At 32.0% G+C, this 12,060-nt stretch carries 11 protein-coding genes and 1 rRNA gene; 8 read left to right on the forward strand and 4 right to left on the reverse strand.

All coding sequences use genetic code 11. The features are described 5' to 3' along the window. A partial coding sequence (locus MR593_RS12290) for an SH3 domain-containing protein (protein ID WP_290693405.1) occupies nt 1–1,301 on the forward strand: 1,301 nt, incomplete at its 5' end. A gap of 85 nt (nt 1,302–1,386) precedes the next feature. Here MR593_RS12290 and MR593_RS12295 read toward each other — a convergent pair. Beyond that, complete coding sequence (locus tag MR593_RS12295) at nt 1,387–2,007, reverse strand: flavodoxin family protein (protein WP_290693408.1); 621 nt, start codon at nt 2,005–2,007, stop codon at nt 1,387–1,389. Nucleotides 2,008–2,465: 458 nt separating this feature from the next. Here MR593_RS12295 and MR593_RS12300 point away from each other — a divergent pair, with 458 nt between their 5' ends. From MR593_RS12300 to MR593_RS12325, 6 genes are all read left to right on the forward strand, one after another. Beyond that, nucleotides 2,466–3,005, forward strand: coding sequence for a helix-turn-helix domain-containing protein (locus tag MR593_RS12300; RefSeq protein WP_290693411.1), 540 nt, complete (start codon nt 2,466–2,468; stop codon nt 3,003–3,005). Between the two features lie 58 nt (nt 3,006–3,063). After that, complete coding sequence (gene potA / locus MR593_RS12305) at nt 3,064–4,128, forward strand: spermidine/putrescine ABC transporter ATP-binding protein (protein ID WP_290693414.1); 1,065 nt, start codon at nt 3,064–3,066, stop codon at nt 4,126–4,128. Nucleotides 4,129–4,150: 22 nt separating this feature from the next. Further along, nucleotides 4,151–4,996, forward strand: a complete 846-nt coding sequence (locus MR593_RS12310; protein ID WP_290693417.1) for an ABC transporter permease — start codon at nt 4,151–4,153, stop codon at nt 4,994–4,996. 98 nt (nt 4,997–5,094) lie between these two features. Then, nucleotides 5,095–5,772 carry an ABC transporter permease gene (locus MR593_RS12315; protein ID WP_334301814.1) on the forward strand — a complete coding sequence of 226 codons (678 nt, stop codon included), beginning with the start codon at nt 5,095–5,097 and terminating at the stop codon, nt 5,770–5,772. Between the two features lie 55 nt (nt 5,773–5,827). Then, nucleotides 5,828–6,883, forward strand: a complete 1,056-nt coding sequence (locus tag MR593_RS12320) for an ABC transporter substrate-binding protein (protein ID WP_290693420.1) — start codon at nt 5,828–5,830, stop codon at nt 6,881–6,883. Between the two features lie 327 nt (nt 6,884–7,210). Then, the gene (locus MR593_RS12325) at nt 7,211–8,338 is read left to right on the forward strand and encodes an IS1595 family transposase (protein ID WP_290693423.1); all 1,128 of its coding nucleotides are present in this window, start codon (nt 7,211–7,213) and stop codon (nt 8,336–8,338) included. 175 nt (nt 8,339–8,513) lie between these two features. Here MR593_RS12325 and MR593_RS12330 read toward each other — a convergent pair whose 3' ends face one another. The 3 genes from MR593_RS12330 to modA all read right to left on the reverse strand — a co-directional run bounded on the left by MR593_RS12330 (nt 8,514) and on the right by modA (nt 11,126). Continuing rightward, on the reverse strand, nt 8,514–9,260 hold the full coding sequence (locus tag MR593_RS12330) for a Rossmann-like domain-containing protein (RefSeq protein ID WP_290693426.1): 747 nt from the start codon (nt 9,258–9,260) through the stop codon (nt 8,514–8,516). A 17-nt stretch (nt 9,261–9,277) separates the two neighbouring features. Beyond that, nucleotides 9,278–9,994, reverse strand: a complete 717-nt coding sequence (locus tag MR593_RS12335) for an ABC transporter ATP-binding protein (RefSeq protein ID WP_290693429.1) — start codon at nt 9,992–9,994, stop codon at nt 9,278–9,280. Between the two features lie 322 nt (nt 9,995–10,316). Continuing rightward, on the reverse strand, nt 10,317–11,126 hold the full coding sequence (modA, locus tag MR593_RS12340) for a molybdate ABC transporter substrate-binding protein (RefSeq protein ID WP_290693432.1): 810 nt from the start codon (nt 11,124–11,126) through the stop codon (nt 10,317–10,319). A gap of 822 nt (nt 11,127–11,948) precedes the next feature. Between modA and MR593_RS12345 the strand changes: the two genes are divergently transcribed. Beyond that, nucleotides 11,949–12,060: ribosomal RNA gene (locus tag MR593_RS12345) — 16S ribosomal RNA — on the forward strand; the annotation flags it as partial.

Below are 12,060 nucleotides of genomic sequence, written 5' to 3' on the forward strand. Positions count from 1 at the left end.
TGGCTTTGGTTATTACGGTAGGGTTTAAGGTAGTGAGCTATGCTAACTCAGAAGATATCGGAAGAGTTGAAACGAATGCGTTAAATGTGAGAAGTGGTCCTGGAAATACATATCCTGTTATATGGACACTTAAAAAAGGCGATACTGTTAAGGTAGTAGGAAAAGAGGGATCTTGGCTTAAAATAGTATTTAACGAATCTTATGCATATGTGTCTAGTAAGTATGTATCTAGTATTTACAGCAATACTGTTACTGAAGGTGTAGTTGCAAATTGTAGTTTTTTAAATGTAAGAAGTGGACCGGGGAAAGGGTACGCTTTGATTGGATGTCTTGTCAATGGTGATAAAGTACAGATTGCAGATTATGTAGATGGTTGTTATAAAATTGTTTACAATGGTAGTTACGCTTATGTATCTGCTAAGTATATTGTGTCTGAATCTGGTGGAGGAAGTTCTAATGCTGGTAACAATTCTGGAAATAATAGCAATGGAAATGACAGCTCCTCAAATGATACAACCTCTAAAAAAACTGGATATGTCGCAAATTGTAGTTTTCTAAATATAAGAGCGCAAGCAGATAAGACATCACGTGTAGTTGCTGTTTTAGAAAAAGGCGACAAGGTACAGATAGTCGATGAAGCTGGTCAGTGGTACAAAATTCTATACAAAAATGAGTATGCCTTCGTATCAAAAAATTACGTGGTGTTAAATGGGTCACAGACAGGAGGCTCAGAATCTGGTGGATCACAGACTGTGCTTAATTTAAATAATTTCTTATTTGTAGGAGATTCTTTTACAAAGAGAATTAGCACAACTATTCAAAATAACACTAAAAATTCGTATGTAAGGGCAAAAAGCGGTATTTTTCCTTCTTATTGGATAGATAATTTCGACCAAATGCCAAGTGCGAGCAATGTAAAGGGTGTCAGCTTACTGATAGGAATAAACGGAGTAACTAGACAATCAAATCTGAATGATACGAAAAAATTAATCGATATGTTGTCCAAAAAGTACTCTGGAAAGATGGTTTTCGTGCAAAGGGTATTCCCTGTTGGTAAGGGATATAGTGGTTATTCAGATCAGCAGGTAGTTAATTACAATAAGAAAATAGATTCATTTAACTCTAATATAAAGAGCTATTGTGCTACGAAGTCAAATGTAAAGTTCATAGATACGACAAGCGGATTTGTGGCTTCAAATGGATATTTAATAAATTGTGAGAATGATGGACTTCATATAGCTTGGGATTTTAATAACAAGTATTTTAACAATATAAAACAGGCTATTATCGAGGCTTATTAGATTTTTGAAGGTGTATGATGTTTTACATATAAATAGCTCCCATGGTAATTAAAATTTATTACTATGGGAGCTTTTTAGCGTTTAATTATCTTATGTAATTAGTTTTTATTTTGTCTTCTTTAACTGGCATTTCAACCCCGGCTTTTTTACCTGCTTCTATAGATTTTAATATCCAAGCCATGTTTCTACCTAGAGTTCTCATTATTTGAAGGCCTTCAAGGTCTTGTAGTACTTCTTCTGGAGTGTTTCCGTGAACCATGTTCCAGTAGCATGAGTTGATTAAAGGCATATTTGAGTATGAAAAATGTTTAGATAATTGGTCTAAAGTTGCTGTAGTACCAGCTCTTCTAGCGCTTGCAACTACTGCAGCTGGTTTGTATTGTAAATCTGCACCTGATGAGAAAAATAATCTATCCATAAATGAAGTTATCATACCTGATGCAGATGCGTAGTGAACTGGAGAGCCGACTATGATTCCGTCTGCTTCTTTTGCTTTAGGAATACATTCGTTTACAGTGTCGTCAAATTTGCATTTTCCTGTTTTTTTGCAAGCTCCACATCCCATACATCCTGCGATTGGTTTGTTTCCAACGTGGAATATTTCAGTTTCTATACCTTCTTCATTTAGTGCTTTAGCGACTTCGCTTAAAGCTGTAAAAGTACATCCTTCCTTCTTTGGACTTCCATTTATTAGTAAAACTTTCATAAATTAATACCCCCTTGATATGAATTGTTGCTTTTTAAATACAAATATTATTATATCAGTTATTTTATGGAAAATATATGATTATATAAAAAATAGAAATTTGGGAAAAATAAGGCTATAGATTGCTTTGAAAAAAATTATTTTATCGCAAAAAATATTTATTAATTAAAAAAATTACATATACTAAATTATAAGATTAATATTATAAACACAAATAGGAAAATTTAACCTTTAAAACGTTGAAGTTTAAGTATTTTTTATCTTTTATATTAAAAATATGTTTTTTCTATAAAAACATTGAATTTTACTTAGAATTGCTATATAATATCAATGTTAGTTTAGTAATTTTAAACTTTAAGTTTAGAAATAAATGAAAAAGAGTTTAACAATATAAGAAAAAAGTTTACTTTTAATAAGATTTATTTTAATTTAAAACTATAAGTATGGGAGGCCTAAATATGGATATTGGGAGCAAGATAAAGAGTATGCGTATGGAAAAGCAGTTAACCCAAGAAGAATTGGCCAACAGGTGTGAGCTTTCGAAGGGATTTATATCGCAGCTTGAAAACAACCTTACATCTCCATCGATAGCGACTTTGATCGATATTTTGGAGATTTTGGGGACGAATTTAAGGGAATTTTTTAATGAAATAGACCCAGAGAGAATAACTTTTAAGAAGGAAGATATGTTTGAAACGGACGATGAGGAATTAAAATACCATTTGAAGTGGTTGATTCCAAATTCACAAAAGAATATGATGGAGCCGATTATTATAACTTTACATCCAGGAGGACAATATAAGGAGGAAAAGCCACATGAGGGCGAGGAATTCGGGTATGTTCTTGCTGGAAATATTTTACTGCACTTGGGTGACAGAATTAATAAGGTGAAAAAGGGTGAGAGTTTTTATTTCAAGCCTAGAATGAACCACTATATATCAAATCCTGGCAAGACTCAAGCTAGGGTGATATGGGTGAGCACGCCGCCATCTTTTTAAAGTTAGATGATGGGATTAGCAAGACATAAAAGTAAGAGAAGAGGTGTATCGATAAATTATGACAAATTCAGCAGTTAAGTCAGAAAACATTATTGAATTAAAAAATATAACAAAGCAATACGATGATCTTGTTGTATTGGATAATCTGAACCTTGATATAAAGAAAAATGAATTTTTAACTTTACTAGGTCCTTCAGGATGTGGGAAAACAACTACTTTAAAGATAATAGCTGGTTTTGAGCACGCAGATGTAGGTGAAGTGATGTTTGAAGGAAAAAATATAAACGACATGCCACCTTACGAAAGACAGGTAAATACAGTTTTTCAAAAATATGCATTATTTCCACATATGAACGTGTATGAAAACATAGCTTTTGGGCTAAAAATAAAGAAGATGGATAAAAAAACAATAGACACTAAGGTCAAGGAAATGCTAAAGCTTGTGGCACTTGAAGGATTTGAAAAGAGATCAGTCGATTCACTAAGCGGTGGACAACAACAGAGAATCGCCATAGCAAGAGCGCTAGTAAACGAGCCAAAGGTGCTTCTTCTAGACGAACCTCTAGGAGCACTTGACTTAAAATTAAGACAAGAGATGCAACGAGAGCTTAAAAAAATCCAACAAAAATTAGGGATAACTTTCGTATTTGTAACACACGACCAAGAGGAAGCTCTTACAATGTCAGACACAATCGTAGTCATGAACAAAGGTAAAATTCAACAAATGGGGACACCACAAGACATCTACAACGAACCTAAAAACTCATTTGTAGCGAAATTTATCGGAGAAAGTAATATAATAGACGGAATTATGCTTGAAGACTACAAGGTCAAATTCTGCGGTAGAGAATTTGAATGCGTGGACTTCGGATTTGAAAAAAACGAAAACATAGAAGTAGTAATAAGACCAGAGGACATCAAGATGGTCGCTCCAGAAAAGGGAATGATAAAAGGTCTAGTGACATCAGTTGTATTCAAAGGTGTTCACTATGAAATAACTGTAGAAGAAAACGGAAGAACTTGGTATCTTCACAACACAAAAATGGCAGAAGAAGGAAGTATGCTAGGTATGGACATATACCCTGAAGATATACATATAATGAGAAAGGTAATCGACGAATAATTTATCGAGGTGAGTGATAACAATGAAAAGACAAAAATCTGAATCAAGATTAGCAACTCCTTACATTATTTGGAGTGCGCTTTTTATAGTGATACCTATAATATTAATCGTTTTCTTCAGTTTCACAACACAAATAGACGGTAGATATGTTTTTACTTTAGAACATTTCCAAAAATTTTTAGCGCCAATGTACTTTAAGGTTGTCAAAAGATCGATGATTTTGGCAGTTTTATCTACAGTTTTATGTTTAATAGTAGGATACCCAACAGCCTACTTAATCACTAAAGCAAAACCTAGCAGAAGAGGAACATTGATTCTACTTTGCATATTGCCGATGTGGATGAATTTCTTGCTTAGAACTTATGCTTGGTCAGCAATTTTAGGGAAAAATGGATTTATAAATACTTTACTTGGAATGATAGGTCTTGGACCTGTAAACATATTATATACAGATGCAGCCGTTTTATTAGGTATGGTTTACAACTTCCTGCCATTTATGATATTGCCAATACACACAGCTCTATCAAAAATGGACCAAGATTTGATAAATGCAGCAAAGGACCTTGGAGCAAATGATGCCCAAGTTTTTACAAAGGTAATATTCCCACTTAGCTTACCTGGTGTCGTATCAGGGATTACGATGGTGTTCATGCCAGCCGTATCGACATTCGTAATATCAAAGTTACTAGGTGGAGGACAATATTACTTAATAGGAAACTTAATCGAACAACAATTTATGGCAGTTGGAGATTGGCATTTTGGATCAGCAGTATCAATATTCATGATGATTATAATACTTATCTCTATGGCAATAATGAACAAATACAGCAATGATTCAGACAAGGAAGGCGGTGGATTACTATTATAAAGAAAATTTTTTCAAACGGATATTTATTTTTGGTGTATGTATTTTTATACCTACCAATAGTCACTTTAGCAATATTTTCATTTAATAATTCAAAATCCATGGCTGTCTGGAGTGGTTTCACATTGGACTGGTACCACACTTTATTTGAAAATGAGAGAATGATGACTGCACTTTACTATACATTATTAGTTGCAGTTTTGGCGACTATTATATCTACAATGGTTGGAACTATAGCGGCAATTGGAATACATAAGATGAGAATGGGCAAAAAAAGAAGTATTTTACTTAACATAAATTATCTGCCAGTTTTGAATCCAGATATCGTAACAGGGGTATCTATGATGACATTATTTGTATTCTTAAATGTAAATTTTGGTATGACTACAATGCTTTTATCTCACTTAGTATTTGATATACCTTATGTGATATTATCTGTTTTACCAAAATTAAAACAATTACCTGCAAACATAGAAGAGGCAGCACTTGATTTAGGTGCGACACCATGGTATGCACTTAAAAAAATAATTTTACCTCAAATAAAACCAGGTATAATATCTGGTGCTCTTATGGCGTTTACTATGTCTATTGATGATTTCGTAATAAGTTTCTTCACAACAGGAAACGGTGTGACAAACTTATCAATAGAAATTTATTCAATGACAAGAAGGGGGTTAAGCCCTGAAATAAATGCCCTTTCTACATTGATGTTTATAGTAGTTTTAGCATTGTTAATAGCTTCCAATGTAATCGCCAATAAAAAGACTGTTAATGAATAAAAAATAATGAAATGATATATCGTATAAATTTTCAATAAACACAGGGAGGTTTATAATGAAGTTAAAAAAATTAATCGCCTTAGCATGTACATTTGTTATGACAGCAAGCATGTTAGCTGGATGTGAAGGCTCTAAAAAATCTAATGAAGTCTTAAACATATATAATGTAGGGGATTATATAGATCCGGAGCTAACTAAAAGATTCACTGAAGAAACAGGAATAGAAATAGTGTACGAAACTTACGATACAAATGAAGGCATGTACCAAAAATTAAAAAGCGGTTCTTCAAATTACGATTTAATTTTCCCATCAGATTATATGGTGGATAAATTAATAGAAGAAGATATGATACAAGAAATAGATTATAAAAATATACCAAATTATTCATATATAATGGACAGCTTTAAACATCCAGTTTATGATCCTGAGGATAAGTACAGCGTACCTTATTTATGGGGAACTTTTGGAATAATCTATAATACAAAAGAAGTAGATAAAAAGGATACTGAGAGCTGGGATATATTGTGGAACGAAAAATACACAGGCAAAATTTTATTGTTGGACTCTGTTAGAGACACAATGGGAATATCTCTTAAGAGATTGGGATATTCTATGAATACAGATAATCCAGATGAAATAAACCAAGCGAAGGAAGAACTGATAAAACAATTACCGATAACTTCAGCTTATGTAAATGACGATGGTAAAGATAGAATAGTTGCCGAAGATGCAGCGATTTCAGTAGTTTATTCAGGGGATGCCTTAGTTATGATAGATGAAAATCCTGATTTAGATTATGCAATACCTAAAGAAGGCACAAACAAATGGGTTGATGCAATGTGCATACCAAATTCTGCTGAAAATAAAGATTATGCAGAACAATTTATTAATTTTATGTTAGATCCTGAGGTTGCAAAACAAAATGTAGATTACATCCAATATTCTACACCAAACCAAGGAGTATACGATTTATTGGACGATGAAATGAAGAATTCACCAATTTCTTATCCAGATGATGAAACTTTGGATAAAGCTGAAATTTTCTTAAATCTTCCAGATGATGTTTTAAAATTATATGATGACGCTTGGACTGAAATAAAGACTAATTAATTTTGAATATAGCTAAGACAATACAAGCGGAGCTTCAAATTTAGCGAAGCTACAAGTTTTTTAAAAATAGGATGCTTAGAATTAAATTTCTGGGCATCTTTTTTTGTGAAGAAATGCGTTTATTAATGATATGGTTTGTACTCATACTTATATATTCATCCCAGAACCATTATTAATATATTTAAGAATTTTGTGACAAATATGTATTAAATAAGCATAATAAGGACATAATATAACCAAGAATTTCAATTTAAGTAAATATATTTAAGTTTAGAGATTTATTGCAATTTAGTATTATAAATTACCTAAATAAGAAAGGAGTACAATATGTTTCGACAAGAACATTCAAATATGTTTAGTTCTAAAGAGGTTAAATCAAGGCTAAGTAATTTAAATGCAGATGAATTGAGTTCTTTAATAGACTTAGCTCAACAAAAATTAAAAAAATTATATAATTTAGGATTTTATGATGAAACTGAGGGAAAAAATAAGATTTTACAAGGTAGATTTAAAAATGGTCTCAAATGTCCTAAATGTGGGCATTCAGAACTAAATAAAAATGGAAAGACATATGGTCGTCAAAGATATATTTGCAAAAAATGTAGAAGAACATTTGATGAAAGAAGTCTTTCTCCTCTTTCAAATACAAAATTGAGCTTGGAAAAATGGCTAAAATATTGTCAATTTATGATAGAAGGTGGAACTATTAGAATGTGTGCAGAAGAAGTTGGGGTCAGCGTGCCAACTGCATTTTTTATGCGTCACAAAATTTTAGATGTGATTAATGTATCTTTAAAATATGAAACTTTAGAGGGTATAGTTGAGACAGATGCTTGCTATATCAATGAATCCTTCAAAGGATCACCTATTTATAAGCAGTTTGATGAAAAATATTTTAAAACATTTGATAAAAGTAGAGTATCTTGTTTAGGTGTTCATTTTAATAGAACTCCAGGTATGATACCAAGTTATAATAATATTAAGCAGAGTCAAATTTGTATTAATACGGCAATTGATAAAAAAGGACATATACTTACAAGAATAGTAGATAATGATTTTGGAAAAAGTAATAATAAAATCAAATCAAAAGATATGGTGTCATTTTTTGAAGGGAAGGTAGATAAAGATGTAACTTTATGTGTGTATTCATGGAATTATAGGCAAGTAGCTAGAGAGCTAGATTTAAAACTAGTGAAAGTGTTTGGACAAAGTAATCCTATTTATAACGTGAAACGAGTTTTTGAATATAATAGAGAATTAAGAGAGTGGATGAGAAATTTTAATGGAGTCGCCACTAAATATTTAAATAATTATTTAACATGGTTTAAATTTTTATTTATAAGTAAGAAATATAAAGAATTTAATCGAATAAAGGAACTATTTATGGAATTAGCGACAAAGGATCTTTATATTACTCAATATATGATAAAAAATAGATACGTGGAATGTTTATAAATATTTTATAACACTTTTCGTTTTTACAATATTTTGTCACAAAGTCATTAAACATATTTATAATGGTCTGAGGTGAAGATATATAGTCGATGATAAAAGGAATAGAATTTTAGGCATCTAAATGACAATCGCTTTATATGGATTGCCATTTAGATGTTCGTTAATTGATTTTATTTTAATGAGAGCAGAAGCAGGCTCTTTTTAGGTTTAGAATTTTTGCAGTGCCGGCGATTGTTGTACCGAAGAAGATTACTTCTTTGTCAAGGTCTAGGAAGTTTACTATTGAGCCGTTGCAAAGGGTGCTGCCTGTGCAGTAAACTACGTCTGCCCAGTTTAATACGACTTCGTCGTAGTCGGCTACGCCGTTTTCAACTTTTACGCCGTAACGTTCTTTTCCTACGTGAGCAGGATTTAGATCTAGGACGCGCACGTTGTAATTATTTTTAGATAATGATTCTAGGATTGCTGGTTGATATCCTATTAGGGCGATTTTTTTGTCTTTGTAGTTTTCTTCTGTGAATTTAGCGAATTCTAGTGCGCACATTTCAGGCTCGTCGTCCTTGCAGTGGATAGTTTTTTCGATTAAATTAAGGTGTTTCATAACGGCATTTAGTGATGCTATGAAAAGTCCTCTTGAGTAATCGTCGTTTACGATATCAAGGGCTAGGATTTCTTCTAGACTTCCATTGAAAAGAGCAGGAGAGTCTGTGAAGGCTTGACCGAAAGAGCCTTGGTACTCTGCCATTAGCATGATTTCGCGGCCTGAGATTATTGGAAAATCGTCTCTTTTTGTTATTCCGATGGCTTCTGTTGGAGTAAGTCCTTTTGAAGTTATTTTTATTTTATCGCTTTCTAGGTTGTTTTCTTTGATAATTTTTTTTAGTTCGTTTTTTAATGTGTTGAATAATTCTTCTTTAGTCATTTTGAATCCTCCTTTTTTTAAGTTGCTATGCCCAGAAAATTGTTGATTTCGGGGTCTTCGTATTTATCAAATAGGTTTTGGCTATTTCTGATTGTTTTTAGGGTGCCATTTGATATAATCCCTATTCTGTCTGCTATTTTTTTCGCCTCGTTAAAATCATGTGTTACAAAAACTATAGTACATTTGAATTTTTTGTGCAATGATTTAATTTTCTCGTACATGTTGTTTTTAGTGGATGGATCTAGTGCGCTAAAGGGCTCGTCCATTAGAAGAATTTGGGGATTTAGGACGAGGGCTCTAGCAAGGGCGGTTCTCTGTTTTTCGCCGCCGCTAATTGTTCCAGGGTATTTTTTTAATATATTTTCTATAGATAGAAGCTTTGCCATGTCGTTTACGATTTTTATTTGATCGTGTTTTTTGAATTTTTTCATCTTAAGACCATAAGCGATATTATCGAAAACTGTCATATGTGGGAAAAGTGCGTAATCTTGATAGACAAAGCTGATGTTTCTATCGCAAACGTATATGTCGTTAACAGGGGTGTCATTTATGTATATTGTGCCATCGCCGTGATTATAAAATCCAGCTATAGACTCAAGCAGGACTGTTTTACCTGAGCCTGTTTTACCGAGGATGGCGAAAATTTCTCCTTCTTTTATTTCTAGATTTATATTTTTAAGAGAGAAATTCCCAAGTTTTAAATTATAGTTTTCTATATTTATAATGTTGTCCATATTGGATCACTTCCTCGATTAATTTTTTAATCTGTTTTTATCGTAGCTTTTGTTTGAAAAGTAATTCGCGATAAAAAGAGATAAGGATGAAATTATAAATAAAATAAGAGCAGATGCCATTGCCACGCCCATGTCTCCAGTGGCTACGTTTAGGTAGATGCTGGCTGTAGACTACTTTTATACCGATAGATTTTAGAAATTTTCCTGCAGGCGATGAAAATACTATAAGCAAGCTGACACCTAGTAGTATCTCAAATGGTTCCAATGTATTGTTTTTATTTGTTTTTTTAGTTGTATTTGAGTTTCTTTTCATATGTAACTTCTACTTTTCAGAAACTAGCTCATATCCATATTTTTCCCAAACTGCTTTTACTTCATCTGTATCTAAATAATTTAAAAATTCTTTTAGAGATTCTTCGTTTTCACTGCAATTTAAAGAAGCTGCAGGGATTACTTTTATGTAGTTATCTAAATCTGTAGTATCTACTATTTCAACTTTATCGCTTTTAACATTTTCTTTCCAAACTATTACTGCGTCACATTCGCCTGCTTCTATAGCATTAGTAAGCTCAGGAGCAGTAGAAGTAGTAGCTTGTATGTCTATTTTTTTGTATATTTTTAAATTGCTTAAAGCTTTTTTAGCTATTTTACCTATAGGAGTAGATTCTGCATCACCTAAAACTACAGTTACACCGTCTTTAGTTAAGTCCTTTAGACTGTTTATTTCTTTTGGATTTCCTGAAGCAACTGCAAGCACTGGTATGTGTTTCACAAGTTTCTTACTTTCTGAAACATAGTCTGATATTGGTTTAAGCTCATCTTCAGCTCCAGCTACAAATAGATCTCCTTCTTCAGAAGTTTTAATTTGCGTTTGGATTTGAGCTGCATTGGCATAAGTAACTTCTATATTACAGCCAGTTTTTTCTTTGAAAGCGTTTGCAATTTCTTCAAAAGGTTTTGTCATACCGGCTCCACAGTAAACTTTAAGGTCTTTTCCTTCTAAAGAACGTTCGGCTTCCGTAGCACTAGAAGCATCACTAGAGCTACTAGATTTACTAGTCGAATTTGAACTACATCCGACTACACAAATTGATAACATAAATACTAATAAAAGGTTAATGAATTTTTTCATTTTAAGTACTCCTCCCCATAAATTATAATATATACTTATTTAACTATATTTTGACACGTTTAGATATAAAATGTCAATCTATATAATGTAAAAAATAGCAAATTATAAAAATATATTTATTCTAAAATATATTAAAAGATATATAACAGTATATAATATGATTAAGCTGCTATTTAAGCATTGTGATTATATTTAACTTCTTTGTGATACAAGTTTAGTTATATTTTAGTTATTTTTTTAGAATATATAGATCATTTGCTTCCAAAACTATTAAGATATATTTTGTTTATAGATTTTAATCAAAAAAATATATTTAATTTTTACAGTATATAGTTTTGAAGTAGCAAATTAATAATCATAATAGAATTATTTCTTCAAATTTTCATATCTCTATCACAAAGTTGTTAAATATATTTACAATGGATACTGTCTTTATTTTATCGTAGCTTTTGTTGGAGAAATAGTTTGCTATAATAATAGATAAAAATTAAAGTCTAGGATAAATGTTTTGAAACGCTGTTAAAAAAAAATAAAAAAAGTTGTTGACGAGATTAAATTTTAATGGTATAGTAATACTTGTCCTTGAGAGAGAGGACAAGAGCTTAAAAAAGTTTTGAAAAAGTGTTGACAGAGTGTTAAATCTTTGTTAAACTAATAAAGCTGAAACGAGCAAATGAACTTTGAAAATTAAACAGTAGGTTAAATAAAATCTTTAATTCACACGAATTAAAACCAACAAACCAAGCCAGATATTCGATAATGATTAATCTGAGCAGGAAACTTTATTTTAAGCAATGGACATTGCGACATAAAGTGTAACTTTATTTTGAGAGTTTGATCCTGGCTCAGGATGAACGCTGGCGGCGTGCCTAACACATGCAAGTTGAGCGATCTTCTTCGGAAGAGAGCGGCGGACGGGTGAGTAACGCGTGGG

The organism is Intestinibacter sp. (assembly GCF_022780145.1).
In the GTDB taxonomy this organism is placed as follows: Bacteria; Bacillota; Clostridia; order Peptostreptococcales; family Peptostreptococcaceae; genus Intestinibacter.

Bases quoted from the DNA above. Each gene is read 5' to 3' on its own strand.
- MR593_RS12300 (WP_290693411.1), top strand. From the start codon at position 2,466: ATGGATATTGGGAGCAAGATAAAGAGTATGCGTATGGAAAAGCAGTTA.
- MR593_RS12320 (WP_290693420.1), top strand. From the start codon at position 5,828: ATGAAGTTAAAAAAATTAATCGCCTTAGCATGTACATTTGTTATGACA.
- MR593_RS12315 (WP_334301814.1), top strand. From the start codon at position 5,095: ATGGCTGTCTGGAGTGGTTTCACATTGGACTGGTACCACACTTTATTT.
- potA (WP_290693414.1), top strand. From the start codon at position 3,064: ATGACAAATTCAGCAGTTAAGTCAGAAAACATTATTGAATTAAAAAAT.
- MR593_RS12335 (WP_290693429.1), bottom strand. From the start codon at position 9,994: ATGGACAACATTATAAATATAGAAAACTATAATTTAAAACTTGGGAAT.
- MR593_RS12295 (WP_290693408.1), bottom strand. From the start codon at position 2,007: ATGAAAGTTTTACTAATAAATGGAAGTCCAAAGAAGGAAGGATGTACT.
- MR593_RS12310 (WP_290693417.1), top strand. From the start codon at position 4,151: ATGAAAAGACAAAAATCTGAATCAAGATTAGCAACTCCTTACATTATT.
- MR593_RS12325 (WP_290693423.1), top strand. From the start codon at position 7,211: ATGTTTCGACAAGAACATTCAAATATGTTTAGTTCTAAAGAGGTTAAA.
- MR593_RS12330 (WP_290693426.1), bottom strand. From the start codon at position 9,260: ATGACTAAAGAAGAATTATTCAACACATTAAAAAACGAACTAAAAAAA.
- modA (WP_290693432.1), bottom strand. From the start codon at position 11,126: ATGAAAAAATTCATTAACCTTTTATTAGTATTTATGTTATCAATTTGT.